Below are 25,175 nucleotides of genomic sequence, written 5' to 3' on the forward strand. Positions count from 1 at the left end.
CTTTTTATTCACCCTTTTTCATATACTGGGCGGCGGACTTCAGCATCAGTTTTTTGGTGCCCACGTTGTCAAATGCGATCTCCACCAGTGCGTCGCCTCCCATGGGGGTGAGCTTGGTGATGAGACCCTTACCAAAGGCCTTGTGCACCACAGGATCTCCCGCCCGGAAGTCGGGGCCGGCCGGAGGCGCTGCTTTGCCTGCTGCGGGGCTTTTCCAGTCAGGGGCAGGGGAGGCGGCTGCTGCGCCGGTATATGCCGAGGTGCCCATGGAGAATCCCCGGTCGTAGGTGCGGCGGGGCCGCTGGGCCTTCTGGGGCCGCTCCTCATGCTGTCGCTCCGAATAGGGCAGGCGGCCGGACTTTTCCACATACTCCGGCGGGATCTCACCCAGGAAGCGGGAGGGACGGTTGGAGTTGGTGCGGCCAAACAGCATGCGCTGGGAGGCGCAGGTCATGTGCAGCTTCTCCTTGGCACGGGTCATGGCCACATAGCACAGCCGCCGCTCCTCCTCCATCTCCTCCGGCTCTCCGATGGCACGGATGCCGGGGAAGATGCCCTCTTCCACACCCACTACAAAGACCACCGGGAACTCCAGACCCTTGGCGGAGTGCATAGTCATCATTACCACGCAGTCTTCGCTGGGGTCGTGGCTGTCGATATCGGTGTACAGGGCAATTTCGTCCAGGAAGCCCGCCAGGGAGGGCTCGTCCAGGGCATTGTCCAGGTAGTTCTGGATGGAGGAGAGCAGCTCGCGGACGTTTTCCAACCGGGTGCGGTCCTCAATGGTGCGCTTCTGCTCCAGCATCACGGCGTAGCCGGTGCGGGCCACCACTTCCTCGTAGAAGTCAGGAAGCGGCAGCTCTTTGGACAGCTTTTGCAGGTCACCGATGAGCTCGGCAAACTGCCCCAGTTTGGGGGCGGCCTTTTGCAGCTCCGGCCAGTTCTGGGGCCGGCTCACCACGTCCCACAGGGCCAGACCCTCCTGCTGGGCGATGTTTTGAGCCCGGTCAATGGTGGAGGCTCCGATGCCCCGGGGAGGATTGTTGATGATGCGGCTCAGCCGCAGGTCGTCCCGGGGGTTGTTGACCACGCACAGGTAGGACAGCATGTCCTTGACCTCCGCCCGGTCGAAGAAGCGGATGCCGCCGATGATACGGTAGGGCACGCCGTTGCGCTTGAAGGCTTGCTCGATCTGGTTGGACTGGGCGTTCATCCGGTAGAGTACCGCGTGGTCCTTCCAGGCACGGCCGGCGGAGTAGTCGGCCAGGATCTGGGCGGCCACGTACTGGGCCTCCTCGTGCTCGTTCATGGCGGTGTAGCACTGAATCTTGTCCCCTTCGCTGTGGTCGGTCCACAGTTCCTTGCCCTTGCGGCCCTCGTTGTTGCGGATGACCGCGTTGGAGGCGTTCAGGATATTCTTGGTAGAGCGGTAGTTCTGCTCCAGCCGGATGACTCGGGCGCCCTTGTACTGGCTCTCGAAGGAGAGAATGTTTTCGATGGTGGCGCCCCGGAAGCGGTAGATGGACTGGTCGTCGTCGCCCACAACGCAGATGTTCTCATAGCCTCCCGCCAGGGTGGAGGCCAGCAGGTACTGCAGGTTGTTGGTGTCCTGATACTCGTCGATGAGCACATAGCGGAATTTCCGCTGGTAGTAGTCCCGCACGTCCTCAAACTGCTGGAGCAGACGTACCGTGTCCAGAATGATGTCGTCAAAGTCCAGGGCGTTGGCGTCCTTCAGCCGCCGCTCGTACTCTACATAGATCTTGGCGATCTTCACCAGCCGGAAGTCTCCAGATTTTTCACACTGGGCCAGGTAGTCTGCCCCGGACTGCACGGCGTCCTTGGCCCGGGAGATGTAACCCAGCACCGAGCGGGCAGAGAAGGTCTTGTCGTCCAGGTTGAAGTCCTTCACGATGTCCTTGATGACCCGTTCCGAATCGGCGGTGTCGTAGATGGTGAAGGAGCTGGAAAAGCCCAGCCGGTCGATGTCCCGCCGCAGGATGCGCACGCAGGCGGAGTGGAAGGTGGAGGCCCAGATATCGTTGGCGGAGGGGCCAAGCAGGTTTTCCAGCCGGGCCTTCAGCTCGCCGGCGGCCTTGTTGGTAAAGGTGATGGCGATAATGGACCAGGGCACCGCCGGGTCCATGGCGCACAGCCGCTCCTGCTGGGCCTTTTTGGCGGGATCGGGGTGGGACACGTAGTCCTCCAGAAAAGCCAGGTCGTCGGCACTGACCCAGTCGGGGGCCTGGTCGAAGTCGGAGCCACGGCCGTATTTGATCAGGTTGGCGATGCGGTGGATCAGCACGGTGGTCTTGCCGCTGCCCGCTCCGGCCAGCAGCAGCAGAGGTCCCTCGGTGGCCAGCACCGCTTGGCGCTGTTCGGCGTTCAGATTCTGGAAATCCAGCTCGATAGCCGCCCGGCGGGCCTTACAGAAGCGCAGTTCTTCCTCTCGGTTCAGCATAATGTTTCTCTGTTCTCCCTTGGCAATGGCGGAGCCGCCCACGAATGGACGGCTCCTGTTGTTTTGTAATTCTATTGTACAAAAAACCGGCGGGCAGGTCAACCCTGCCCGCCGTGCGGGAAGCCTTTTTCGGCGCTTTTTCTCCAGAAAAAGCATAGCCCTGTAAAAGTTCTTTTTGGTTCTTTTTCTTTCAAGAAAAAGAACCAAGAAAAAGAATCAGGCGGGGAGGTACTCGATGGAGGTGACCACGCCGTCCTCCAGAATGAAATTGAGGGCCACATCCCCGGCGGTGTAGCTCAGCATACCCTCGGTGTCGCTGGTGCTCTCGCCGTAAGCGGTGGTGACGTCGGCCTCGGTGCTGCCGATGTACACGCCCTCACCGGTGGACACGGTGTCATCGGTGAGACAGATGGAGTTGACATAGTCCTTGTCGCCGTCAGGGCGGGTGGTGATGACGAAGCCAGGATAGGTGTAGGTCTTGTCCAGGCCCTCAAAGGCGCAGGACTCGGCCTCAAAGTAGCTCTGCTCCTCGCCCAGCTCGGCCAGCACGTCGGCCATGTCGGCGTTCACAGCCACCTCTTTGCCGTCGGCAGTGGTGAAGGTGAAGGTGTCGGCGGTGTTCTCCCCGCCGGCCTGAGCGCTCTCCTGGGGAGCGGTGTTTTCGCTGCCAGAGGGGGTGTCATTGCCGCCGCAGGCGGTGAGGGACAGGGTCAGGCCCAGAGCCAGGGCCAGCGCAAGCAGTTTCTTGTTCATTGTGCGGTATCCTCCTTTTGTTCGGCGGCCCATGCCGCCTCCAGCTCGGTTTTCCTCTGGGCATAGGTGGCGCTCTTTTCCGCCCAGATGCTCTCATAGGGCTCCTGACCCCGGCGGTCCTCCACCTGGGGACAGTGCTCGGTGAGCCATGCCCCGAACCAGTGGGACAGCTTTTCCGCCCCGTACAGGTTCAGGTGCAGGCCGTGGTCGTAGGTATCGGTGTTGAAGTCCAACCCCGCCTCGTCAATGATCTCCAGACAGTTGACGTACTGGAGGTCGTGAGCGGCAGCGTAGTCCTCTATCTGCTCCTCCCACTCGTCGTACCAGTAGGGGTACAGGCTGGGGGCCTTCACCAGCACCAGCTCCACCCCATGGGATTCGCACAGCTCCACCATCTTGTCCAGATACTCGTAACAGATATCGGCAAACTGATAGTCAGCCAGGGGCTTGCCCTCGGGTACGTTCTCCGCCGGGCGGACCTCCACGTTCATCAGGTAGCCGCTGTCAGACACCGGATCCTGGTGGAACATGTACTCCACATCCTCGCCGGACAGCTCGTTCCAGCGGGCGTGGTAGCGCAGCAGGGGGAACAGGTAGGAGAGCATGCTCTCCTCCTCGGTCATGGAGGCTTTCACCGCCGCCAGCTTCTGGGTGGACAGCTTCATGCCGTCCAGATTCAGGCGGTTGTAGGCCTCGCTCTGGGGCTCGCCGTACTGCATAGACAATACGTTGAACACCATGACCTTGGGGGTCTCGTACTTCAGGGTCTCCTCCATCAGGTAGTAGGACTGCCAGATCAGCTGCTGGGCGGAGCCCCGAATGTAGCTGGTGATTCCGTATTCCTGCCACAGGGTGTCAGGGGAGAAGTTCTCATACACTTCGCAGTCCCCGATGAAGACCACGTCGTGGTCGGCGGTCTCGTTGTAATACTCGGCGATGAGAGCCCCTTCGGGGATCTCGCTCATGTACTTGGGCATGAACAAGGCGTTGAGCAGACACAGAGCTACCGCCAGAATGACGCACCAGAGGACGCCGGTAAAGATCAGTTTCTTTTTCATCTCCGGCCTCCTCAGAATTGATTGTAAATGAACTGGGTGGCGTCAAAGCCGATGCCGTAGATGCCGAAGATCACCATACACAGCACCAGCACCACGCACCCGCCCCAGGCCACATTGGGATTGCGGCGGACCAGCTGTTCCCGCATGGGCTCCTTCCGGCCCAGCAGGGAGCACACCAGCATGGCCAGGGTGCCGATGGCGGCCACCGCCCAGTCCGCCCCGGTGATGCCAAGCTCCAGGAAGGAGCCGTTCCACAGCACCGAGGGGTTGAAGGAGGTGAAGATAGTGCCCACCTGCTTGAAGGTGAGGGGCACATCCCGGTACACGTCCAGCACCCGGATGGCGCTCATCAGCACGAAGGTGCGGCCCACCTCAAAGAGGCGGTAGCCGAAGGTGCCCTTCAGGCCGGGGAATCTCCCGTGGAATTTGGCGTACAGAGGCTCGCACTCCTGGGAGACCAGGATAACCACGCCGTTGAGCAGGCCCCAGACGATAAAGTTCCAGCTGGCGCCGTGCCACACGCCGGTGACGAACCATAGCAGCATGGTGCACAGGTAGACCGACACCCGCTTGCCCGGCTCGCCCAGCTTGGCCCGAGCCTTCTGGTGGAGCTTCAGCACGCTCTTGCTCACCGACAGGGGATAGAACACGTAGTCACGGAACCAGGTGCCCATGGTGATGTGCCACCGGCGCCAGTATTCCGCGATGTTCTTGGAGAAGAAGGGACGCTCAAAGTTTTCCGCCACCTTGACGCCCAGCATCTGGGACACGCCGATGGTGATGTCGATGCCGCCGGTGAAGTCGGCATACAGCTGCACGGCGTAGAGGAACATCACCGCCAGCACGTACACGCCGGTGTACTCCTCGGGGGCGGACACCAGCTCCCGCAGGGGGATAGCCAGCCGGTCGGCTACGATGAGCTTTTTGGCAAAGCCCCATACCACCCGCATGCCGCCCATGGCGATCTGCTGGGAGTCCCAGCGGTGCTCCTCATACAGGGTCTGGCTCAGGTCCGAGAACCGGCTGATGGGGCCCTGGATGAGCTGGGGGAAGAAGGTGACGAACAGAGCGAATTTGCCCAGATTGCGCTCCGGGGGATATTTGCCCCAGTACACGTCGATGAGGTAGCCCATGGACTGGAAGGTGTAGAAGGAGATGCCCATGGGCAGGACCAGGTCGGCCATGGGCAGCTGGGCGGCGGAACCGGCGGCGGAGAGCACGCCGTTGACGTTGCTCAGCACGAAGTCGGTGTACTTCACCACTGCCAGGATGCCGAAGTTCAGCAGCAGGCAGGCCAGGGTCCACCGCCAGCGGAGCTTTTTCCCGGCGGCTTTGTAGGCCTTGCGCTGATCCTTGTCCAGCTCAGCCCGGTGCTCTTTCAGCCACGTATCCTGTTCCCGCTGGAGGTCGCCCACCTTCCGGGCGGCCAGGTAAGTGGTTACCGTGGTCACCCCGATGTAAATGAGGCAGTACCATCCGGCGAAGTAGTAGAAGAACAGACTGCCGATGAGCAGCAGCTTCCACTGGTGCCGTCTGGGGATCAGGTAGTACAGGACAAAGAGCACCGCAAAAAAGCAAAGAAATTGTGCGGATGCAAAACTCATTGGGCCGGATTACACCTCATCCAGGCGCTGGATCATCTCCCACAGGGCCTGGGCGGAGTTGAAGTTCTCGGGCACGATCTCCTCGGCGGGCACTGCCACGTCAAAGGCGTCGTTGATCTCCGCCACCAGGGAGACGATGTCGATGGAGTCCAGGATCTTGTCGTCGATGAGGGTGGTGCAGTGCTCAAAGTCCACGTCGGGGTGGAGTTCCTTCAGAATGTCCAGCAGTTCTTCCATGATACAAATCTCCTTTATCTCTTCTTATTATTTCGCGGCCAAAGCCTTTCGGTCAACCTTGCCGTTGGGGGTCAGGGGCATCCGCTCCAGCCGCTCCATACGGTTGGGCAGCATGTACCGGGGCAGCTTTTCCTTCAGGAAGGCAGAGAGATCGCCGCTCTCGGCGCCGCCGGTATAGTAGAGGTGGATCTTGTCCTTTTCCTTGTCGTAAGTGGCGCAGGCCTGTGCCACCTCCGGATGCATGGCGGCCACCACCTCGATCTCCTGGAGCTCAATGCGGTGTCCCATGTGCTTGATCTGGAAATCCTTCCGGGAGACAAAGACCAGCTCGCCACGCTCATTGTATTTGCCCAGGTCGCCGGTGCGGTAGATCAGCTCGGGATAGGCGTCGTTCAGAGGGTTCTGCACAAAGCACTCCGCCGTCTTTTCCGGCATCCGGTAGTAACCCATGGTGAGGCAGGTGCCCTTGATGCAGATCTCACCCAGCTCCCCGGGTGCGGCTTCCTTGTTGTCCTCGGTGAGGAGCAGGATACCGGTGTTGGGGAAGGGCCGGCCGATGGGGATGACCTCGTCGGCCTCGAAGTCACGATCCACATGGTAGAAGCAGCTCATGCCGGTGGCCTCGGTGGGGCCGTACAGGTTGGTGAATTTGGCGTTGGGCAGGGCCTTCCGCCACAGCTGGAACTGCCGGATGGGGAAGACCTCGCTGCCGAAGGCGATGGTGTGGAGGTATTCCGGCACCTGCTTCTCCAGCACCCGGAAGCCGGAGATCATGGTGAGGGCGGACACCACCCAGCACACGGTGTTGATCTTGTGCTCGTTCAGGTAATCCACCAGCTTGATGGGGAACATGAACAGGCTCTTGGGGATCAGGTAGGTGGTGGCGCCGAACTTCAGGGTGGGGTAGAGCTCCTTCAGGCAGGCGTCAAAATACAGGGGGGTCTGATTTCCAAACACCGTCTCCTCCGAGAAGCCCAGGGTGGCGGAGAGCTGCTCGATGTAGTCGATCACCGACCGGTGGCAGGCCACCACGCCCTTGGGCACGCCGGTGGAGCCGGAAGTGAACACGATGTACAGCGGGTCGGTGTCCAGCTGGGCCGCCCGGATGGCGGAGAGCACGCCGTCGTCCGGCTCCGTCTCCGCCGCCGCTTCATAATTGCACAGGATACCCTGATAGCCCATGGCCTCCACCTGGCTACGGGTCTTATCGTCGCAGAACACCGCCCGGGGCTTCAGGGTCTGGAAGATGAGCTCCACCCGGTAGGCGGGCATCTCCTCGTCAATGGGCACATAGAAGCATCCGGAATAGACCACGCCAAAGAAAGCGGCGATGGAGTGGGGATGCTTTTCCATAAAGACTACCACAGGCTCGTGGCTCAGGCCCTGGCCGGCCAGCCAGGTGCCGATGCCTCTGGCCGAGCGGGACAGCTGGCCGAAGGTGAGACTGTCGGTGCCGTTGCTGAATGCCACCTTGTCCGGCAGGCGGGGTGCGGTGGCCTCCAGATATTCCAAAACGTTACGCTGCACTTGGGGATCCCTCCGGATTTTCCGGCGTCATGGCCGGTGTCTCAACAGTGCCGGTCTCCGCCGGCGTGGTAGGTGTGGGTGCTGCGCTGGGGGTAGCCTCCGGCCCGGCAGAGGCCGAAGGGACGGGGGTGGCGCTGGTCGCCGGGCTCTCCGTCACCACAGGAGTTTCGGTGACCACAGGAGAGGGGGTAGGTGTGACCACCGGTGTGGGGGTCACAGTGGGGGTAGGCGCCGGAGTGGGAGTCACGGTAGGCGTAGGAACAGGAGTAGGAGTAGGCGCAGTCGTCGGCTTGGGCGTGGGTGTCACCGGCGGCGTGCCCTGGACCACCTCCACAGGGCAGGCGTCGTAATCATATACGTAGTAGTTCTTGCGGATGCTGCTGCACTGTTTGGTATAGGCCTTCACCTGCTCCTCTGTCAGCAGGAAGGAGTACAGGGGGTAGCTGTTGGGATGAGGGCAGGCGTCAAAGTGGTAGTAGCCGCTTCCCACGTCCACCAGCTGCCAGTAGTGGCGGGAGTTGCCGCCAACACGGGTCAGATCCACGTTGGGGATGCCCGCGCGGGTGAGCAGAGCCTTGGAGCAGGCGAAGTAGTTGTAGCAGTCGCCGCTGCCCCGGGTGAAGCCCACATAGGCACCTACCAGCCAGCTGGACTTGTCGGAGGTACCCACATACTTGATGTGGTTATGTACGTAGTTGTAGATAGCCAGGGCCTTTTCCCGCTGGCTCATGCCGGAGGTGGTGATTTCGGCCAGGATCTCGTCAGCCAGCTCGTTGACGCGCTCCAGCGTGATCTCCTCGCCGCCGGCCTCCACTACGTCCTCGGTCTCTCCACCGTCCTCGTCCTCCACGGTGACAGTCTCCACCACGGTGACCTTTACGGTGACCTCGGTCCGGTTGCCGGCGGAATCCTCCGCCCAGTACACCGCCTGGTACTCACCGGGCTCGGACAGGTTGACGCCGCTGGAATCCACCTGGAGCTGGACAGTTTCATCCACATCGTCGGTGACAGTAACTCCAGTGCGGTAGCTCAGGCTTTCGCCTACTGCCACGGTCAGATCTTTTGTGCCGATAATCTCCGGCGGCTGGGTATCCTCCACAGCTGCGGGCGAGTCAGAAGCCGGAGGGGTATTTCCCGGCGCTGAGCCGCGGGTCAGCAGGACAGCCAGCAGGATCACCACCACCACGGCGCACAGGGCGATGCCCAGCCACAGCACGGGCGGCTGACGACGTCGGTGGGACTGGCTGTCGGAACTCTTTCTCTTCTCTTCGACCATAAATTCGCATCCTTTTTTCTGTGATCTGTCCGGCGTATAGCGGTCGCCGGCGCAAAAAAGGCATAGCAAAACAGGCAGAGTCGCCTCTGCCTTGCTCAGTATAGCGCGCCCCTTCCGGGGCTGTCAACCCCCTAATCCCCCTGCATTCCCCACGATACGGCAGAATTCCGCTTTACAGAAAGGGGTGCAAAGGGCGGAAAACTGTGTTATAATCGGGAGACCGGCCTTCGAGGAGGGAGAGGAACATGATACCATATGTCTTTCGTTCGGGGCGGATGTGCTATCTGGCGGCAAGCCCGGCTTTAGCGGCAGCTGTCTCAGCCTTTTACCGCCGGAACAGGGAGGCCTTTGCACCCTTTGATCCGCTGAAAGAGGCATCCTTTTATACCGAGGCAGGGCAGAACCAGCTTTTGGAGGGGGATGTGGAGCAGGCGGAGGCAGACCTGCGCTACCGGTTTTTTGCCGTCCAGCCCCGTCACCCGGGCAAAATAGTCGCAATGGTCTGCCTGGATTGTGTGGTTCGAGGGGCCTTTCAGTCCAGCTTCATTTCTTATAAGGTAGACCATACCCTTTGGGGCCGGGGCTACGGCGCTGAGGCCATCGGCGCGGCAGCCGACTGGGGCTTCCGCACTCTGGGGCTCCATCGGATCGAGGCCAATATCATGCCCCGCAACCTGGCCTCCCGCCGGGCGGCGGAAAAGGCTGGCTTTCAGGAAGAGGGACTGTCTAAACAGTATTTAAAGATCAATGGCCGTTGGGAGGATCACCTCCACCTGGTACGGCTCAATGAGGAGGATATGAATGGAAGAACATAAGATGGGCGGTAAATTTACCAGCTCCCTGGGCTTTGTGCTGGCGGCGGTGGGTTCTGCCGTGGGCATGGGAAATATCTGGCTGTTTCCCTACCGCATTGGACAATATGGCGGCGGCGCTTTCCTGATTCCTTATTTTTTATTCGTGGCGCTGTTCAGTTATGTGGGTCTCACCGGGGAATTTGCCCTGGGCCGGCGCACCGGCACCGGAGCGATGGGATCTCTGGACTATGTGCTCCGCCAGAAGGGACTGCGGGGCGGTAAGCTGCTGGGTGTCATCCCTCTGCTGGGCGTACTGGGCATCGCCATTGGCTACTCGGTGGTAGTGGGCTGGGTGCTCCGGTACACCGCTGGGGCGGTGACCGGCTCCATCCTGAACAGTGACGCCCAGGGTTTCTTTGACGCTCTGGCGGTGGACTTCGGCTCCATCCCCTGGCACCTGGCGGCGGTAGTGCTGACGGTGCTCATCCTGGTGCTGGGTGTGTCCGGCGGCATCGAGAAGCTGAGCAAGATCATGATGCCCGCCTTCTTCATTCTGTTCCTCGTTATCGCCGTCCGGGTGGCCTTCCTGCCCGGGGCGGTGGAGGGCTACCTCTACCTGCTCCAGCCCGACTGGTCCCGGCTGCTGGATCCGGAGACTTGGGTGATGGCCATGGGACAGGCCTTCTTCTCCCTGTCCATCAACGGGGCCGGTATGCTGATCTACGGCAGCTATATGAAAAAGGACGAGAGCATTCTGCGCCACGCGGGAATGACTGCGGTGCTGGATACTCTGGCGGCCCTGCTGGCAGGCTTCGCCATCATCCCGGCTGTGTTTGCCTTCGGCATCGATCCCACCAGCGGACCTGCCCTCATGTTTGTCACTCTGCCCCAGGTTTTTGAGCAGATGCCCGGCGGCCAGCTGTTTGCGCTGCTTTTCTTCCTGTCGGTGTTCTTTGCCGGCATCACCTCCCTGATGAACATGCTGGAGGCTTGCGGCGAGGCACTCAGTTCCACCGTCAAGCTGTCCAGAGGCTTGTCTCTGGCACTGGTGGGCGCGGTCACCTTTGGGGCGGGGCTGTTTGTGGAGTCCCTTGCCGGTATGGGCGGCTGGATGGATCTCATCACCATCTATGTCTCTCCCTTCGGTGCCATGCTGGTGGCAGTGTTCCTCTACTTTGTGCTGGGGCCCGGGGCGGTCAAGGACGAGCTGGCCCTGGGTGGAAAGCGGCCCGGTCGTATGTTTGACTTTGTGGCCAGAGCCTATGTGCTGGTGGCGGTGGCAGTTTGGGTGCTGGGCATCCGCTACCACGGCATCGGATAACAGAAAAGCGGAGCGTGCTGTGCACGCTCCGCTTTTTATTTTTCGGAGAGCCAGTGCTGGAAGCCTTCCCACAGCTCCATGGCCCGGAACTTGACCACATAGCCCTCATCCTCCCCGGTCATGAGGGATACCTGATCTTCGCTCAGCCCGGCGCTGAGGGCGGTCTGTGCGGCGGGTTCACTGACCGAGCCCAGACAAAGGGGTGGGAAAACCACGCACCACCAGTTCTGCCCACCGCCCTCTCCGATGACGATGCGCAGGGCGGTGTACTGGCCGGCGGGGAGGGCGAAGTCGGTGTACTCCTTGGTGGGGAACCAGTAGTTTTCCACCAGAGAGGCGGTGACTGGGTAATCGTAGCCTTCCTCCGCCACCGTTTCGGCCCCGGCGCTGGCCAGCTCCCACAGGTGGTCCCGGAGGACCGCCTCGGTCTCCTCACGGGTGGCGCCGGGCTGGAAATATTCCTCCGCAGCGGCCAATACACTGTCCCGCACCTTCAGTTTCAGAGCCTGATCGGCCTCTGAGTCAGAGTTAGCCAGTACATGCAGCCGGATCACCTGATCGGCCAGGGCGCTCTGGCTTCTGTCCAGCCACACTCCCAGCAGGGCGGCCAGGGCCACCCCCAGCAGAAGGGCCAGTTCCCACCGGCGTAGTGTATGTTTTGTCATGGTTTGCTTCATGTACATGGAAAAATCACCGTCCAAAATGGATTTGCTTCCATTCTGGACGGTAATTTTGATTTTTATACCTTTTTTTCCATTAAAGTGCCCATGGATTCCACCAGGAAGGTTTCCCGGTACAGGGGTGCCAGCGCGGCCCGGGCGTCTTCTGCCGCCTGCTGCCGGTCGAACAGGCCAAACACGGTGGGGCCGGTGCCGCTCATGGAAGCACCCAGAGCTCCATGCTGGATCAGGACGTTTTTGATGGTACAGATCTCCTGATACCGCCGCTGGGGGAGCACGTCCTCAAAGACGTTGTACATCCGCCGGGCTACCCCGGGCAGGTCCCCTGCCGCCAGAGCGTCAATTAGTCCGGCGGTGTCCGGCCTGCGGCGGATGCGGCAGCCGTCCAGAGCCCGGAACAGCTCCGGGGTGGACACCGAGAAGGCAGGCTTGCACAGTACCACGTGACAGCGGGGCAGAGACGGCAGGGAAGTGAGGATCTCGCCCCGACCCTCTGCCAAGGCGGTGCCGCCTCCCACGCAGTAGGGTACGTCGGAGCCCACCAGGGCGCCGATTTCCTCCAGCCGGGTCTGAGACAGGCCGAGTCCCAGTACCTCATTCAGGCCACGCAGAACAGCGGCGGCGTCGGCACTGCCGCCAGCCATGCCGGCGCACACCGGGATGGTCTTGTCCAGCTTGATGGACAGCCCGCCAGGGTCGGTCCCCGTCTCCCGGCACAGAGCCAGGGCGGCTGCTGCGGCCAGGTTGTGTTCATCGGCGGGGAGGAACCCCAGATTGCTGCGCATTTCCAGGGGCCTGCCGGTTCCGGTCTCCAGGGCGATGCGGTCCCGGAGCGTGACAGTCTGCATGACCATCTTCATCTCGTGGTAGCCGTCGGGACGCTTGTCCAACACATCCAGGGAGAGATTCAGTTTGGCGTAGGCAAAGACCTCTGTTGCTGCCATGGCCGTGCCTCCTTTTATCGGATCTTCCGTGCCTCCAGGTAGAAGCGCTTGTCATGGGCGTGGCCCATGGAGAAGGTCTTGCGGGGGAGAACTCCGTCCCGGATGACGGTGGGGAAGAGCTGGCTCTTCCCCATGGCGGGGAGCAGGAAGGCCAGGTTGCCCGGCAGCCGTCCCAGCTGACGGGCCACATCCGCTCCGTGTATGTAGTCAATGCGCACGCCGTGGGACTTCACATATTCGTCCAGGAAAGGCTGCAGAGTGCCTACCTCCAGCTGAGCTGTAGGCTCAGGGATGGTCACCGCTCCCTCGCCGGCGGCGTGCACGTACCGCAGCACATGTCCCTCCCCTTCACCGGGGTGGGCGCCGGGGAAAGCGGCGCACAGGCTCATCACCAGTTCTACCGGGTCTACACCGAAGAGCACCCGGTGGATGGCCTCAAATTCCAGAGAGTCATCGTGGAGATTCACCAGCTCGCACAGGGCAAACCGGGCGGGCAGGCTGTCCCACTGCTCTTTGGGGGTGAGCTTTTTCTGCCGCTCATAGCACTCCTTGGCGGTGGCCAGGGAGTGGTTGCCGTCCCCTACGGCAAAGAGCATGACGGCCTCGTCCTCTACGCCGTACTTCTTTTGGAAAGCGGCGGGGTCCGCCAGGGCAGACAGGGCGGCGGCCACCAGGTCCATGCTCTCCTGGTCCAGCTTCCAGCCGGTAATGTGGCCGCCCCGCTCCATTAGGTCGAAGTCGTACACCAGCTCCATCTGGTCCTTCCGGGCCTCCAGAGGCTCGATGACAGTCTTTTCAGGGTCGTCGGTCAGCAGCATCACGTGGGGCAGCTCCAGGGGCGCATTTTTCCGCACCGCCACCCGGGGCGGGATGCGGGAGAGGACGGTGCCTTCAGTGGCCCGGATGGAGGCGTCAGAGCCCGGCTCATAGTCGTACTGCTCCAGATCCACCATGCCTACCAGGCCACGGCGGATCTTTCCGTCGTCCAGCCGACGCTCCACATAGATGAGAGCGCCGGGAAATACCTTGAACCGGTCCTCCCGCAGATAGCGGGTCATGGTGTTGTTGACCTCCATGATGTCGGTTTCCACATTGGGGCCGTCTAGGCAGCTCTCGGGCAGGATGAGACGCAGGGTGGAGGGGGCGGAGCCCACATATTCCTCCACCCGCTGCCAGTACTCCGGCTGGGAGGTATACTGGTCACAGGCCACCACCGACCACTTGCCGTATTCGCAGTTCTGAGGCAAAAGGATGTCGGCGGGGCGGAAGGGGAGATGGTCAAATCCGTGGGTCATCTTTCTCACTCACTTCCTGTATGTCAGTCCATGGCGCCGCGAATGGCGGCCAGCAGGTCGGGGAATTCCTCGTAGGCGGGCAGGTCGGGGTAGTCGGCCTTGATCTGGGCGGTGCTCTTGAACAGGAAGCCCGCCTTGCTGGCCTGGATCATGCCCAGGTCGTTGAAGCTGTCCCCGGCGGCGATGGTGTCGTAGCCGATGGACTGAAGAGCCTTCACGGTGGTCAGCTTGGACTGGGGGCAGCGCATGCGGAAACCGGTGATGGTACCGTCGGCGGCCACCTCCAGGGTGTTGCAGAACAGGGTGGGCCAGCCCAGCTTTTTCATCAGGGGCTGGGCGAACTGCTCAAAGGTATCGCTGAGGATGATCACCTGGCTGAAGGACCGCAGCTCGTCCAGAAATTCCTTGGCGCCGGGCAGCGGGTCGATGGTAGCGATGACGTCCTGGATCTCCTTCAGACCCAGGTGGTGCTCCTTCAGGATGTCCAGGCGGAAATTCATCAGCTTGTTGTAGTCAGGCTCGTCCCGGGTGGTGCGCTTGAGCTCGGGGATGCCGGTAGCTTCGGAGAAGGCGATCCAGATCTCAGGGATCAGGACACCTTCCATGTCCAGACAGGTGATGTACATATTTGATCCTCCTTTATCCTTCCTGATCCCGCTCCTGCTTTTTCTTCAGGTTGGTCAGGAAATTATCCAGCCGGGTCAGAGCCTCGGCAATGTCTTTCATAGAGGTGGCATAGCAGCAGCGGACGAAGCCCTCGCCGCCGGGGCCAAAGGCGGAGCCGGCGATCACAGCCACTTTCTCCTCCATCAGGAAGCGCTCGCAGAAGTCGTCGGAGCTGAGGCCGGTGCTGCGAATGTCGGGGAACACATAGAAGGCGCCCTTGGGCTCGAAGCAGGGCAGGCCGATGCGGCGCAGGCCCTCCACCAGGTAGCGGCGGCGTCCGTCATACTCATCCCGCATGTGCTCGATGTCCCGGTCGCCGTTGCGCATGGCCTCGATGGCGGCGTACTGGCTGGTGGTGGGGGCGGACATGATGCCGAACTGGTGGAGCTTGAGCATCTGCTGGATGATGGGGGCGGGGCCGCAGACGTAGCCCATGCGCCAGCCGGTCATGGCGTGGCTCTTGGAGAAGCCGTTGACCACGATGGTGCGCTCATACATGTCGGGCAGGTTGGCCATGGACACGTGGTGCTGGCCATAGGTCAGCTCAGCGTAGATCTCATCGGAGACCACCATGATGTCGGTGCCCCGCAGCACGTCGGCAATGGCCTCCAGATCGGCCCGCTCCATGATGCCACCGGTGGGGTTGGAGGGGAAGGGAAGCACCAGCACCTTGGTGCGGGGGGTGATGGCGGCCTTCAGCTGTTCAGGAGTGAGGCGGAACTCGTTTTCCGCCTTCAGCTCCACATACACCGGGGTGCCGCCGGCCATGGAAGCCAGGGGTCCGTAGCACACAAAGGAAGGCACGGGGACGATGACCTCGTCACCGGGGTTGAGCAGGCAGCGCAGAGACAGGTCGATAGCCTCGCTGCCGCCCACGGTGACGATGATCTGGTGGGCAAAGTCATAGTGCAGATCGAACCGGCGCTCCAGATAGGCGGCGATTTCCCGGCGCAGCTCGGCCATACCGGCGTTGCCGGTGTACTTGGTAAAGCCCTTCTCCAGGGAATAGATGCCTGCGTCCCGGATGTGCCAGGGGGTGACGAAGTCGGGCTCGCCGATGCCAAGGGAAATGGCGTCCTTCATCTCCTCCAGAATATCGAAAAAGCGCCGGATCCCGGAGGGCTTTACCTCCTGGATGCGCTTAGACAGTATCTCCTCGTAATTCATGAGAAAATCCACTCCTTCTCCTGGGTCTCCTGCTTTTCAAAGATCAGATGCTTCTCCTTATATTTATGCAGGATGAAATGGGTAGCGGTCCCTGTCACATCCTCCAGGGTGGACAGACGCTCGCCCACAAACTGGGCCACTTCCTTCAGGGAACGGCCCGAGATGATAACCGTCAGGTCGTAGGCGCCGCTCATCAGATAGACGCTCTCCACCTCGTCGTACTGGTAGATCCGCTCTGCCACCCGGTCAAAGCCCTCGCCCCGCTGGGGGGTGACTTTCACCTCGATGAGGGCGGTGACCGCCTCCCGGTCAGTGCGGTCCCAGTCCACGATGGCCTTATAGCCCAGGATGACCTTTTCCTCTTCATACCGCTTGATGGCGGCCTTCACGTCTTCCACCGACATATCGGCCATGGATGCAAGCTGTTCGGGGGTCAACGTGCAATCGTTTTCCAAAAGCTGGAGCAGCTTCATGGTTCATGTTCCTCCAATCAAAAAGTTTCCATAGAAAATAAATGGAAAAGATGATTATCACCTATTATATACGTCCCCGGGGCGAATTACAATAGTGCACTTCCAACTGCCGTTTCTTGCATAAAGTCACCGGAAATGGGGGGATAAAAATGTTGTATCTTTGTCTATTTTCCCGTAGAAACGTGCCTGATGAAGTGCTATGATGACGTATCATCAAAAGGGGCAGCGGCCCCGGGGAGGGATGGCTGTGGAGTATCTGGACATGGTGAATCAGATCGTGGCGGCAGAGCACAGCGCGAAGGCGCTGGCCGAGGAGGGCAGGCAGCGGCAGGAGCAGCTGCGCTCCGGTCTGGAACGGGAAGCGGCCGACCTGCGGGAGGAGTATATGCAGCGTGCCCGGCACCGGGTTGAGCTGGTGGAACAGACCGAGCAGGCCGGGGCCGAGGAGACCATCGCCCAGCTGGACGAGAAGCAGCGCCAGGCCATGAAACGGGTAGAGGCGGTCTATGAGAAGAACCGGGATAAGTGGGTGGATACCCTGTTCTCCATGATCGTGGGCGTGCAGCCATGATCCAGGCGGATATGCGCTACGGCGCGCTGTCAGCCAAGGTGCGGGCCCTGTATGGCAAACGCCTGCGGACGGAGGACTTTGCACGGCTGGCGGGACTGAAAAGTGAGGCGGAGATCCTGGACGCCCTGCGGCAGTATCCCGGCTGGAGCCGGGCGCTTTCCCAGTGTGCCTCCGGCGGCTGGAGCTATGTGGGCCGTATTGAGGTGGAGGCAGCCCTGCGGGAGGAACTGCGGCTGGAGTATCTCAGTCTGGCCCACTATGTGCCCCGGGAGGACAGGCCGCTGATGGGTTTCCGGATCCGTATTGCTGAGCGCACCGCCATTCTCAATGCCCTGCGGCGACTGAAGGTGGGAAAGTACGGTATGGGGATGCCGCCCGCCTCCCGCATCGTTGTACTGGGCAAGGTGGACTATAAGGCTCTGCGGGAGTGTGGCAGCTATGACCAGCTGCTTGCCGCAGCCAAAGGGAGCATCTATTATCCGGTGCTTCTCCACCTGCGGCCGGAGCCGGGGGGACCTCTTCCCGATTATACCACGGCGGAATGCCTGCTGCGTACCGCCTATTTTTCCCACATGTTCCGCATTGCCCGGCAGCAGTACAGCGGCGCCACCCAAAAGACGCTGCTCCGGGCCATGGGCGGCCAGGCGGACCTGCTGAACATTATCCACATCCTGCGGCTGAAGACCTACTTCCCGGACACACCTCAGGAAGAGTATCTGACCATCCTGCTTCCTTTCCATGACAAGCTCAAGCCGGAACTGGTCCGGCAACTGTGCGCCGCCCTTGATGCCGGGACGGTCTTTGAGCTGCTGAAGCAGACCCCCTACCGGGACTGCTTTGAGGGGATACAGGCTGTGGACGCGGAGGAATATTACCGCCGGGCCATGTATCTGTTCAATAAGCATCAGCTGATGTGCGCGCCTCCCTCCATCTATACCGCCATGGCCTATCTGGACCTGAAGGAGATGGAGATGATGGTGCTGGTCAATATCATTGAATCGGTGAAATACGGCGTACCCTATCATGCGGCTCTGGCGGAGCTGATCGGCGCCTGAGCGCGGAGAACATGAAAAAGGAGATGAGGCCATGTCGGTGGTTCCTATGAAGCTGCTTACCCTGGCCGGGCCGCTGGACCAGTTCGACCGGGTGGTCAGCACCTGCGTCGTGGACCAGCCCTTCCATCCGGAAAACGCCCTGCGGCTGATGGGCAAGGTGAAGGGCGTACTGCCCATGGAGGGCGGCAACCCCTATGCCCCGCTGCTACGCCGGGCGGAGGAGGTGGCCCGTCAGGCCGGTGTGGAGCTGAACTACGCCCCCTTCCCGGACAAGCTGCCCCGTAAGGAACTGGCGGCCTACTTTGACGGGCTGGAGGCCAAGGTACAGGAGCTCACCCGCCGGAAGGAGGAACTGGAGCATCAGGCGGCGGACGCATCCGCTGGTGCGGAGCAGCTGGAGCATCTCCAGGGTATCGGCACCGATCTGGACGAGCTGTGGGGCCTGGAGTATGCCCGGTTCCGGTACGGCTATCTGCCCCGTGAGACCTATGACAGCTTTCAGGAGACCCTGAATCAGGAAGAGGACATCCTCTTTGTGCCTACCACCGTGGGTTCCCGGCGGGTGTACGGCGTGTATTTCACCACCAAGGGGTCCAGGACTCGGGTGGACATGCTCTTTTCCTCCCTCCACTTCACCCGGGTAAATCTGGACGTGCAGCCCCACGGCACAGTGGAGCAGGCCATCGCCGATCTGACCGCCCAGGCGGAGAAGTGGAAAAAAGAGGCCGACCAGGTGGAGGAGGAGCTGAAAACGCTCCGTGAGCAGGAGGGGGAGCGGCTGCTGTCCGACTACGCCTATCTGCGCTATCACAGCGAGTGCCGGGAGCTGCGGCGGTTTGCCTGCCGCAGCCGGGACAGCTTTTACCTGGTGGGCTGGGTACCGGAGGACGCCCTGGAGGAGCTGCGGAGCAAGATGGAGCGTTTCGACCAGCTGTCCTGCGTGGTGGACGTGGCCGACGATGTGGAGGGCTTCAAGCCACCTACCAAGCTGAAAAACCCCTTCCTGGGCCGAGTGTTCCAGCCTTTTCTGGAGATGTACGGTCTGCCGGCCTACAACGAGACCGACCCCTCCCTCTTTATGGCCATCACCTACTGCCTGTTTTTCGGCATCATGTTCGGCGATCTGGGCCAGGGACTGTGTCTGGCTCTGCTGGGTCTGGTGCTGAGCAAGGTCAAGGGCATGTGGCTGGGCAGCATCATCACCTGCTGCGGCCTGTCGGGTGCCCTGTTCGGCTGCGTCTACGGCTCGGTGTTTGGATTTGAGGATATCCTGCCCGGCTTCAAGATCATGGAGCAGACCAACCTGGCCGGTATGGGGGTGGTGAGCAACGTACTGCTGTTGCTGGTGATGTCCATCGCCCTGGGTATCTTCATGCTGCTGCTGGTCATGGTGGTGAACATCGTCAACGGCGTCAGGCAGCGGAATTTTGAAAAGATTTTCTTCGGGCCCAACGGGGCCGCCGGCATGGTGTTCTACGCCGGAGTGCTCTTTGCCGCTCTGTCCACCGCCGCCTTCGGGGTGAACCTGCTGATCCCCGCCTATGTGCTGCCGGTGATCGTTCTGCCTCTGGTGCTCATGCTGTTCCGGGAACCTCTGTCCCGGCTGCTGGCCAGGGACCCGAATTGGCGCAGCTTCTCCTTGGGGGAGGTGCTGGGTACCGGCCTGTTTGAGATGTTTGAGACCCTGCTGAGCTACCTGACCAACACGCTGTCCTTCATGCGAATCGGGGCCTATGCCATTACCCATGTGGGCCTGATGCTGGTGGTCCATATGCTGGCGGAGCTGGCCGGCGGAGTGGGTGGCCCGGTAGGCATCCTGATCCTGGTGGCAGGCAATGCCTTTGTCATGGGCTTTGAGGGATTGCTGGTGGGCATTCAGGTGCTCCGTCTGGAGTTCTACGAGCTGTTCGGCCGCTTCTACGACGACGGAGGCATCCCCTTCGCCCCCCGGAAGATCGATTACACCAGCCATACCGACTGAATTCAAGGAGGTCAACCATCATGCTGAAATTCATTGTTCTGTGCTTCGCCGCCCTGGCGGTACTCTCCCCGCTGTTCCTCATCGGCATCCGCAATTACACCGGACAGCGTGCCAAGCGGGCTTTGGGCGTTAATGTAATGGCCTTCTTCGGCTGCCTGATCCTGTCTGCTGTAGTGGGCATCGGCGGCAGCGCCTCCGCTGCTGGGGCCGCTGAGACCGCCGCAGCAGCCGCCGCCTCCGGCGCCGGCCTGGCGGAGGGGCTGAAATACGTGGGCGCCGCCCTGGCCGTGGGTCTGAGCGGTATCGGCGGCGGCATCGCTGTGGCTTCTTCCGCCTCCGCGGCTCTGGGTGCCATCTCGGAGAACGACAAGGCCTTCGGCAAGGCCCTGATCTTCGTGGGTCTGGCAGAAGGCGTGGCCCTGTACGGCCTGATCGTGGCCCTGCTGCTGCTCTTTGTGTAAGATGAAGTACTTTGTGATTACTGACTCCACCGACACCCAGGTGGGCCTACGGCTGGCCGGGGTGGAGGGGGTGGTGGTGCGGGAGCCCTCCCAGGTGCGGGACGCCATCCAGGCCGCCGCTGCCGATAAGGAGATCGGGGTGCTCCTCATCACCGAGAAGCTGGCCGCAATGTGCCAGGACCTCATTGACCCCATGAAGCTGACCGCCCAGCGGCCCCTGGTGGTGGAGATCCCCGACCGCCACAGCGCAGGCCGGGCCCCTGATTCCATCACCCGCTACATCCGGGAGGCCATCGGCGTCAAGCTGTGACCTCTGAAAGGAGGACCCTTTCATGCCCGATATGACAGAGAAACTGGACCGCTTTACCGCCAAGATCCTGGCCGAGGCCTCGGCGGAGACCAAGCGGGCCATGGACGAGACGGAGCACCAGCGGGAGGCCACCCTCCGCAAGGCGGAGGATCAGGTGCTCCGGGAAGCCTACCGCTATATCCACGGCGAGGTGGCCCGGATCAAGGGCGCGGCGGGGCGGAGCGTGTCCCGCCGGATGCTGGAGAACCGGCGTGCCCTCTCACTCCGGCGGGAGGAGATGGCCCAGGAGACCTTTGCCCTGGTCCGTGCCCGCATTGCCGCCTTCACCCGGACGCCGGAGTACGGAAAGCGGCTGGAGGAGCTGCTGGGCGACGCATTGAAGCAGCTGCCCGGAGCGGAGGACGTGCAGGTCTGCCTGCGGGAGGAGGACAAGGGCTGGATCCCAGCCCTGACCCGGGCCGCACGAGGCCGGAAGCTGGACTTTCAGACAGGAGAGTTCCGCATGGGGGGCCTGGTGGCCCTTTCACCCAGCCTGGGCCTGCGGGTGGATTCCTCCTTTGACAGTGCCGCCCAGGAACTCTCCGGCCACTTTGCCGAGCTCTTCGGCCTGTCCCTGTCCGACGAATAAGCAGAAAGGATGGTAGATTCCAGATGAACCAGGCAAACTATACCATCCACGGCGTCAATGGCCCCGTGGTCACCGTCACCGGCGGCCGGGGCCTGGCCATGATGGACATGGTCAATGTGGGCGCGGAGGGGCTCATCGGCGAGGTGGTCCGGGTGGACGGCGATATGACCACCGTCCAGGTCTACGAGGACACCGCTGGGCTTATGCCCGGCCAGCCGGTCACCTCCCAGGGAGCTCCCATGTCCATCGAGCTGGGGCCCGGCCTGCTCCACAATATTTTTGACGGCATCGCCCGCCCCTTGGAGGTCATCCAGGAGAAGAGCGGTCCCTTTATCAGCCGTGGCCTGAATATCCCCTCCTTGGACCGGGAGAAGAAGTGGCAGGTGACCCTCTCCGTAAAAGTGGGGGATGAAGTGGGTCCTGGCAGAGAGTATGCCTCCTGCCCGGAGACTGCCGTCATCACCCATCGCTGCCTCATCCCCGCAGGGCTGACCGGCCAGGTGACCTGGACGGCCCAGCCGGGGGAATACACTGTGGAGGAGCCCCTTGTGGAGGTCACCGACCACAGGGGCGGCGTCCATAAGCTGGCGCTGGCCCAGCGCTGGCCCATCCGCACCCCCCGGCCTATGGGGGAGCGTTTGCCTATCTCCCGGCCCCTTATCACCGGCCAGCGGGTCATCGACACCTTATTCCCCATCGGTAAGGGGGGCGCCGCGGCCATCCCCGGCCCCTTTGGGGCGGGCAAGACCATGACCCAGCACCAGCTGGCCAAGTGGTCGGACGCCGACATCATCGTCTACCTGGGCTGCGGCGAGCGGGGCAACGAGATGACCCAGGCCCTGGAGGAGTTCTCCGAGCTGCTGGACCCCAGGAACCATTGTCCTCTGATGGAGCGCACCATTTTGATCGCCAACACTTCCAACATGCCGGTGGCCGCCCGTGAGGCGTCGGTGTACACCGGCATGACCATGGCGGAGTATTATCGGGACATGGGCTACCATGTGGCGCTGATGGCCGACTCCACCTCCCGGTGGGCGGAGGCCCTGCGTGAGATCTCCGGACGCCTGGAGGAGATGCCCGCCGAGGAGGGCTTCCCGGCCTATCTGGCCTCCCGCCTGGCGGAGTTCTATGAGCGGGCGGGCTACGTGAAGACCCTGGGCGGTCAGGAGGGAAGCGTCACTGTCATCGGCGCCGTCTCTCCCCAGGGCGGCGACTTCTCTGAGCCGGTGACCCAGAACACCAAGCGGTACGTCCGCACCTTCTGGGGCCTGGACCGTGCCCTGGCCTATGCCCGGCACTTCCCCTCTATTAACTGGCTCACCTCTTACTCCGAGTATGCCGACGACCTGAAGGGCTGGTATGACGAGCACGTGGGCCAGGACTTCATTCCCTGCCGCCAGCGGATCTCCAACCTGCTCCAGGAGGAGTCCAAGCTGATGGAGATCGTCAAGCTTATCGGTGCGGATATCCTGCCGGAGGACCAGAAGCTTATCATTGAGACCGCCCGGCTGGTCCGCGTGGGCTTCCTGCAGCAGAACGCCTACCACGCCATCGACACCTATGTGCCCATGGACAAGCAGCTGAAGATGATGGAGCTGATCCTTCGCTTGTACGACGGGGCCCGGGCTCTGGTGGCCCGGTCCATCCCGCTGTCCCAGTTGAAGGCCACCGGCATCTTTGACCAGCTGACCAAGATGAAGTACGAGGTGCCCAATGACGACCAGAGCAAATTTGACGATTACCAGCGGCAGATCGACCAGGCACTGGACAAGGTGAGCCAGGCCAACAGCTGATCTCCACAAGGAGCTGATACCTATGAGACTGGAATATATCGGCCTGTCGGAGCTGTCCGGCTCCCTCATCGTCCTGGAGGGCGTGAAGGGTGTGGCCTACGACGAGATGGCGGAGATCACCCTGGACAGCGGGAAGCGGCGGTACGGCCGGGTCATCCTCATCGACGGCGACCGGGCGGTGCTCCAGGTTTTCGAGGGTACCCGGGGAATTTCCCTGGAAAACGCCCGCACCCATTTTACCGGCAAGAGCATGGACATGGCCCTGTCCCGGGAGATGCTGGGCCGGGTGTTCGACGGGGCCGGCCGCCCCATCGACGGCCTGGGCGAGATCTTCCCCGAGGCCCGGCGGGACATCAACGGCTCCGCCATCAATCCGGTATCCCGGCAGTATCCCCGTGACTGCATCTATACCGGTATCTCTGCCATTGACGGCTGCGCTACCCTGATCCGGGGCCAGAAATTGCCCATTTTCTCCGGCTCCGGCATGAAGCACAACGAGCTGGCCGCCCAGATCGTCCGCCAGGCCAAGGTGGCCGGTCAGGAGGAGGACTTTGCCATCGTCTTTGCCGCCATGGGCGTGAAGAACGATACGGCGGAGTTTTTCCGCCGGAACTTTGAGGAGGCGGGTGCCCTCCAGAGGGTGGTCATGTTCCTCAACCTGGCCTCCGATCCCATCATCGAGCGCATCCTCACCCCCCGCTGCGCTCTCACCGCCGCGGAGTACCTGGCCTTCGACCACGGCTACCATGTGCTGGTCATCATGACCGACATGACCTCCTATTGCGAAGCAGTGCGGGAGTTCTCCTCCTCCAAGGGAGAGATCCCCTCCCGGAAGGGTTTTCCCGCCTATCTGTACTCCGATTTGGCCTCCCTGTACGAGCGGGCGGGCATGATCCGGGGGCGGAAGGGCTCGGTGACCCAGGTGCCGGTGCTCACCATGCCCAACGACGATATCACCCACCCCATCCCCGACCTGACGGGGTACATCACCGAGGGGCAGATCGTGCTGGACCGCACCCTGGAACAGAAGGGGATCTATCCCCCGGTAGCCATCCTGCCCTCCTTGTCCCGCCTGATGAAGGACGGCATCGGCGAGGGCTTTACCCGGGCCGATCACCCCGACCTGTCCAATCAGCTGTTCGCATCCTACTCCAAGGTGCAGGACGCCCGCAGCCTGGCCAGCGTCATCGGTGAGGACGAGCTCAGCGACACCGATAAGCGGTACCTCCAGTTCGGTGAGGCCTTTGAGCGCTATTTCATCCGCCAGGATCAGGGGGAGGAGCGTACCCTGGATCAGACCCTGGAGCTGGGCTGGAAGCTGCTCACCATCCTGCCCCGGGGCGAGCTGGACCGGGTGGATCCCAAGACTCTGGATGCCCACTATGTGGAAGGGGCCTGGGAGAGCTTGGGGGCCGGCGAAAACGCCCGGACGGCGTAAGGGGGGCAAGCCATGGCCAACATGCTGCCAACCAAGGGAAACCTGATGGCCGCCAAGCGGTCCCGGAGCCTGGCCCAGACAGGCTACGAGCTGATGGACCGTAAGCGGAACATCCTCATCCGGGAACTGATGGCCCTGATGGACACGGCCAAGGACCTGCAGAGCCAGATCGACACCGTGTTCACCCAGGCCTACGTCTCCCTCCAGGCGGCCAACATCCGCCTGGGTATCTGCGACCGCATCGCCGAGGCGGTGGATGTGGACAATTCTCTGGAGATCCGATACCGTTCGGTGATGGGGGTGGAGCTGCCCCACATCCCCGGAGAGTCCCCCGCGCCACGGCCGGAATACGGCTTTGCGGACACGTCTTCTCTGCTGGACGACTGCTATCTGAAGTTCCATAAGGTGAAGGAGCTGACCCGGCGGCTGGCGGAGGTTGAGACGTCCATTTACCGCCTGGCCCAGGCCATCAAGAAGGCCCAGAAGCGGGCCAACGCCTTACAGAATATCGTGCTGCCCGACTTGGACGAAACCATTCGCTTTATTACCGACGCCCTGGAGGAAAAGGAACGGGAGGAGTTCGTCCGCATGAAGGTTATCAAACGGCAGAACAGCAAAAGGAAATAGCAAAAATCGGGCCGCCTGACTAGGCGGCCCGATTTTTTATGGAAAAAGCAGTCAA

Annotated in this window: 24 protein-coding genes; 11 read left to right on the plus strand and 13 right to left on the minus strand. The window is 61.8% G+C overall.

What is annotated here, in order from left to right; translation table 11 throughout:
• Positions 1-4: 4 nt before the first annotated feature.
• From ACTNB1_RS11225 to ACTNB1_RS11255, 7 genes are all read right to left on the minus strand, one after another.
• Complete coding sequence (locus ACTNB1_RS11225; RefSeq protein ID WP_441169536.1) at positions 5-2,461, minus strand: ATP-dependent helicase; 2,457 nt, start codon at positions 2,459-2,461, stop codon at positions 5-7.
• 216 nt (positions 2,462-2,677) lie between these two features.
• Complete coding sequence (locus ACTNB1_RS11230) at positions 2,678-3,214, minus strand: hypothetical protein (protein WP_441169537.1); 537 nt, start codon at positions 3,212-3,214, stop codon at positions 2,678-2,680.
• Positions 3,211-4,272, minus strand: a complete 1,062-nt coding sequence (locus ACTNB1_RS11235; RefSeq protein WP_441169538.1) for an SGNH/GDSL hydrolase family protein — start codon at positions 4,270-4,272, stop codon at positions 3,211-3,213. Before ACTNB1_RS11235 ends, ACTNB1_RS11230 begins: the two co-directional genes overlap by 4 nt.
• Positions 4,273-4,283: 11 nt before the next feature.
• Entirely contained in the window at positions 4,284-5,876 is a 1,593-nt protein-coding gene (locus ACTNB1_RS11240; RefSeq protein WP_441169540.1) for an MBOAT family O-acyltransferase, read from the minus strand.
• A 9-nt stretch (positions 5,877-5,885) separates the two neighbouring features.
• Positions 5,886-6,113 carry a phosphopantetheine-binding protein gene (locus tag ACTNB1_RS11245; protein ID WP_441169542.1) on the minus strand — a complete coding sequence of 76 codons (228 nt, stop codon included), beginning with the start codon at positions 6,111-6,113 and terminating at the stop codon, positions 5,886-5,888.
• Positions 6,114-6,140: 27 nt separating this feature from the next.
• Positions 6,141-7,640: an amino acid adenylation domain-containing protein gene (locus ACTNB1_RS11250; RefSeq protein WP_441169544.1), complete on the minus strand. Its 1,500-nt coding sequence runs from the start codon at positions 7,638-7,640 to the stop codon at positions 6,141-6,143.
• Entirely contained in the window at positions 7,630-8,916 is a 1,287-nt protein-coding gene (locus tag ACTNB1_RS11255; protein ID WP_441169546.1) for an immunoglobulin-like domain-containing protein, read from the minus strand. Before ACTNB1_RS11255 ends, ACTNB1_RS11250 begins: the two co-directional genes overlap by 11 nt.
• A 245-nt stretch (positions 8,917-9,161) precedes the next feature.
• On the opposite strand from ACTNB1_RS11255, the gene ACTNB1_RS11260 reads away from it, so the two are divergent.
• Positions 9,162-9,731 (plus strand): GNAT family N-acetyltransferase, encoded by a 570-nt coding sequence (locus tag ACTNB1_RS11260; RefSeq protein WP_441169548.1) that lies wholly within the window; start codon positions 9,162-9,164, stop codon positions 9,729-9,731.
• Complete coding sequence (locus ACTNB1_RS11265) at positions 9,718-11,031, plus strand: sodium-dependent transporter (RefSeq protein WP_441169550.1); 1,314 nt, start codon at positions 9,718-9,720, stop codon at positions 11,029-11,031. Before ACTNB1_RS11260 ends, ACTNB1_RS11265 begins: the two co-directional genes overlap by 14 nt.
• 35 nt (positions 11,032-11,066) lie before the next feature.
• Here ACTNB1_RS11265 and spoIIR read toward each other — a convergent pair whose 3' ends face one another.
• The 6 genes from spoIIR to ACTNB1_RS11295 form a co-directional block, all read right to left on the minus strand.
• Positions 11,067-11,696 carry a stage II sporulation protein R gene (gene spoIIR, locus ACTNB1_RS11270; protein ID WP_441169552.1) on the minus strand — a complete coding sequence of 210 codons (630 nt, stop codon included), beginning with the start codon at positions 11,694-11,696 and terminating at the stop codon, positions 11,067-11,069.
• Between the two features lie 74 nt (positions 11,697-11,770).
• Complete coding sequence (ispE, locus tag ACTNB1_RS11275; RefSeq protein WP_441169554.1) at positions 11,771-12,655, minus strand: 4-(cytidine 5'-diphospho)-2-C-methyl-D-erythritol kinase; 885 nt, start codon at positions 12,653-12,655, stop codon at positions 11,771-11,773.
• A 14-nt stretch (positions 12,656-12,669) separates the two neighbouring features.
• On the minus strand, positions 12,670-13,950 hold the full coding sequence (locus ACTNB1_RS11280; RefSeq protein WP_441169555.1) for a DUF1015 domain-containing protein: 1,281 nt from the start codon (positions 13,948-13,950) through the stop codon (positions 12,670-12,672).
• Positions 13,951-13,973: 23 nt separating this feature from the next.
• The gene (thrH, locus tag ACTNB1_RS11285) at positions 13,974-14,576 is read right to left on the minus strand and encodes a bifunctional phosphoserine phosphatase/homoserine phosphotransferase ThrH (RefSeq protein ID WP_441169557.1); all 603 of its coding nucleotides are present in this window, start codon (positions 14,574-14,576) and stop codon (positions 13,974-13,976) included.
• A 13-nt stretch (positions 14,577-14,589) separates the two neighbouring features.
• On the minus strand, positions 14,590-15,783 hold the full coding sequence (locus ACTNB1_RS11290) for a pyridoxal phosphate-dependent aminotransferase (protein ID WP_441169559.1): 1,194 nt from the start codon (positions 15,781-15,783) through the stop codon (positions 14,590-14,592).
• Complete coding sequence (locus tag ACTNB1_RS11295) at positions 15,780-16,256, minus strand: Lrp/AsnC family transcriptional regulator (protein ID WP_441169561.1); 477 nt, start codon at positions 16,254-16,256, stop codon at positions 15,780-15,782. The genes ACTNB1_RS11290 and ACTNB1_RS11295 overlap by 4 nt, the downstream gene beginning before the upstream one ends.
• Before the next feature lie 241 nt (positions 16,257-16,497).
• Between ACTNB1_RS11295 and ACTNB1_RS11300 the strand changes: the two genes are divergently transcribed.
• Genes ACTNB1_RS11300 through ACTNB1_RS11340 form a run of 9 tightly spaced genes read left to right on the plus strand, consistent with a single transcriptional unit; the run spans position 16,498 to position 25,120 of the window.
• On the plus strand, positions 16,498-16,827 hold the full coding sequence (locus ACTNB1_RS11300) for a hypothetical protein (RefSeq protein WP_441169619.1): 330 nt from the start codon (positions 16,498-16,500) through the stop codon (positions 16,825-16,827).
• Complete coding sequence (locus tag ACTNB1_RS11305; RefSeq protein ID WP_441169562.1) at positions 16,824-17,882, plus strand: V0D/AC39 family V-type ATPase subunit; 1,059 nt, start codon at positions 16,824-16,826, stop codon at positions 17,880-17,882. The genes ACTNB1_RS11300 and ACTNB1_RS11305 overlap by 4 nt, the downstream gene beginning before the upstream one ends.
• A gap of 31 nt (positions 17,883-17,913) precedes the next feature.
• Positions 17,914-19,863, plus strand: a complete 1,950-nt coding sequence (locus ACTNB1_RS11310) for a V-type ATP synthase subunit I (RefSeq protein WP_441169564.1) — start codon at positions 17,914-17,916, stop codon at positions 19,861-19,863.
• A gap of 20 nt (positions 19,864-19,883) precedes the next feature.
• Positions 19,884-20,324, plus strand: coding sequence for an ATP synthase subunit C (locus tag ACTNB1_RS11315; protein WP_441169566.1), 441 nt, complete (start codon positions 19,884-19,886; stop codon positions 20,322-20,324).
• Between the two features lies 1 nt (position 20,325).
• Positions 20,326-20,634, plus strand: coding sequence for a V-type ATP synthase subunit F (locus ACTNB1_RS11320; protein ID WP_441169568.1), 309 nt, complete (start codon positions 20,326-20,328; stop codon positions 20,632-20,634).
• Between the two features lie 22 nt (positions 20,635-20,656).
• Positions 20,657-21,262 (plus strand): V-type ATP synthase subunit E, encoded by a 606-nt coding sequence (locus ACTNB1_RS11325; RefSeq protein WP_441169570.1) that lies wholly within the window; start codon positions 20,657-20,659, stop codon positions 21,260-21,262.
• 23 nt (positions 21,263-21,285) lie between these two features.
• A complete protein-coding gene (locus tag ACTNB1_RS11330; RefSeq protein ID WP_441169572.1) occupies positions 21,286-23,055 on the plus strand; it encodes a V-type ATP synthase subunit A in 1,770 nt (589 codons plus the stop codon).
• 22 nt (positions 23,056-23,077) lie between these two features.
• Positions 23,078-24,493 (plus strand): V-type ATP synthase subunit B, encoded by a 1,416-nt coding sequence (locus tag ACTNB1_RS11335; RefSeq protein ID WP_441169574.1) that lies wholly within the window; start codon positions 23,078-23,080, stop codon positions 24,491-24,493.
• A 12-nt stretch (positions 24,494-24,505) separates the two neighbouring features.
• Positions 24,506-25,120: a V-type ATP synthase subunit D gene (locus ACTNB1_RS11340; protein WP_441169576.1), complete on the plus strand. Its 615-nt coding sequence runs from the start codon at positions 24,506-24,508 to the stop codon at positions 25,118-25,120.
• Positions 25,121-25,175: the final 55 nt, after the last annotated feature.

Source organism: Flavonifractor sp. HCP28S3_F3 (genome assembly GCF_052065355.1).
In the GTDB taxonomy this organism is placed as follows: Bacteria; Bacillota; Clostridia; order Oscillospirales; family Oscillospiraceae; genus Flavonifractor.

Excerpts from the sequence above, each read along its gene's own strand:
- ACTNB1_RS11225 (WP_441169536.1), bottom strand. The coding sequence starts at position 2,461 with ATGCTGAACCGAGAGGAAGAACTGCGCTTCTGTAAGGCCCGCCGGGCG.
- ACTNB1_RS11230 (WP_441169537.1), bottom strand. The coding sequence starts at position 3,214 with ATGAACAAGAAACTGCTTGCGCTGGCCCTGGCTCTGGGCCTGACCCTG.
- ACTNB1_RS11235 (WP_441169538.1), bottom strand. The coding sequence starts at position 4,272 with ATGAAAAAGAAACTGATCTTTACCGGCGTCCTCTGGTGCGTCATTCTG.
- ACTNB1_RS11240 (WP_441169540.1), bottom strand. The coding sequence starts at position 5,876 with ATGAGTTTTGCATCCGCACAATTTCTTTGCTTTTTTGCGGTGCTCTTT.
- ACTNB1_RS11245 (WP_441169542.1), bottom strand. The coding sequence starts at position 6,113 with ATGGAAGAACTGCTGGACATTCTGAAGGAACTCCACCCCGACGTGGAC.
- ACTNB1_RS11255 (WP_441169546.1), bottom strand. The coding sequence starts at position 8,916 with ATGGTCGAAGAGAAGAGAAAGAGTTCCGACAGCCAGTCCCACCGACGT.
- ACTNB1_RS11260 (WP_441169548.1), top strand. The coding sequence starts at position 9,162 with ATGATACCATATGTCTTTCGTTCGGGGCGGATGTGCTATCTGGCGGCA.
- ACTNB1_RS11265 (WP_441169550.1), top strand. The coding sequence starts at position 9,718 with ATGGAAGAACATAAGATGGGCGGTAAATTTACCAGCTCCCTGGGCTTT.
- spoIIR (WP_441169552.1), bottom strand. The coding sequence starts at position 11,696 with ATGACAAAACATACACTACGCCGGTGGGAACTGGCCCTTCTGCTGGGG.
- ispE (WP_441169554.1), bottom strand. The coding sequence starts at position 12,655 with ATGGCAGCAACAGAGGTCTTTGCCTACGCCAAACTGAATCTCTCCCTG.
- ACTNB1_RS11280 (WP_441169555.1), bottom strand. The coding sequence starts at position 13,950 with ATGACCCACGGATTTGACCATCTCCCCTTCCGCCCCGCCGACATCCTT.
- thrH (WP_441169557.1), bottom strand. The coding sequence starts at position 14,576 with ATGTACATCACCTGTCTGGACATGGAAGGTGTCCTGATCCCTGAGATC.
- ACTNB1_RS11290 (WP_441169559.1), bottom strand. The coding sequence starts at position 15,783 with ATGAATTACGAGGAGATACTGTCTAAGCGCATCCAGGAGGTAAAGCCC.
- ACTNB1_RS11295 (WP_441169561.1), bottom strand. The coding sequence starts at position 16,256 with ATGAAGCTGCTCCAGCTTTTGGAAAACGATTGCACGTTGACCCCCGAA.
- ACTNB1_RS11300 (WP_441169619.1), top strand. The coding sequence starts at position 16,498 with ATGGCTGTGGAGTATCTGGACATGGTGAATCAGATCGTGGCGGCAGAG.
- ACTNB1_RS11305 (WP_441169562.1), top strand. The coding sequence starts at position 16,824 with ATGATCCAGGCGGATATGCGCTACGGCGCGCTGTCAGCCAAGGTGCGG.
- ACTNB1_RS11310 (WP_441169564.1), top strand. The coding sequence starts at position 17,914 with ATGTCGGTGGTTCCTATGAAGCTGCTTACCCTGGCCGGGCCGCTGGAC.
- ACTNB1_RS11315 (WP_441169566.1), top strand. The coding sequence starts at position 19,884 with ATGCTGAAATTCATTGTTCTGTGCTTCGCCGCCCTGGCGGTACTCTCC.
- ACTNB1_RS11320 (WP_441169568.1), top strand. The coding sequence starts at position 20,326 with ATGAAGTACTTTGTGATTACTGACTCCACCGACACCCAGGTGGGCCTA.
- ACTNB1_RS11325 (WP_441169570.1), top strand. The coding sequence starts at position 20,657 with ATGCCCGATATGACAGAGAAACTGGACCGCTTTACCGCCAAGATCCTG.
- ACTNB1_RS11330 (WP_441169572.1), top strand. The coding sequence starts at position 21,286 with ATGAACCAGGCAAACTATACCATCCACGGCGTCAATGGCCCCGTGGTC.
- ACTNB1_RS11335 (WP_441169574.1), top strand. The coding sequence starts at position 23,078 with ATGAGACTGGAATATATCGGCCTGTCGGAGCTGTCCGGCTCCCTCATC.
- ACTNB1_RS11340 (WP_441169576.1), top strand. The coding sequence starts at position 24,506 with ATGGCCAACATGCTGCCAACCAAGGGAAACCTGATGGCCGCCAAGCGG.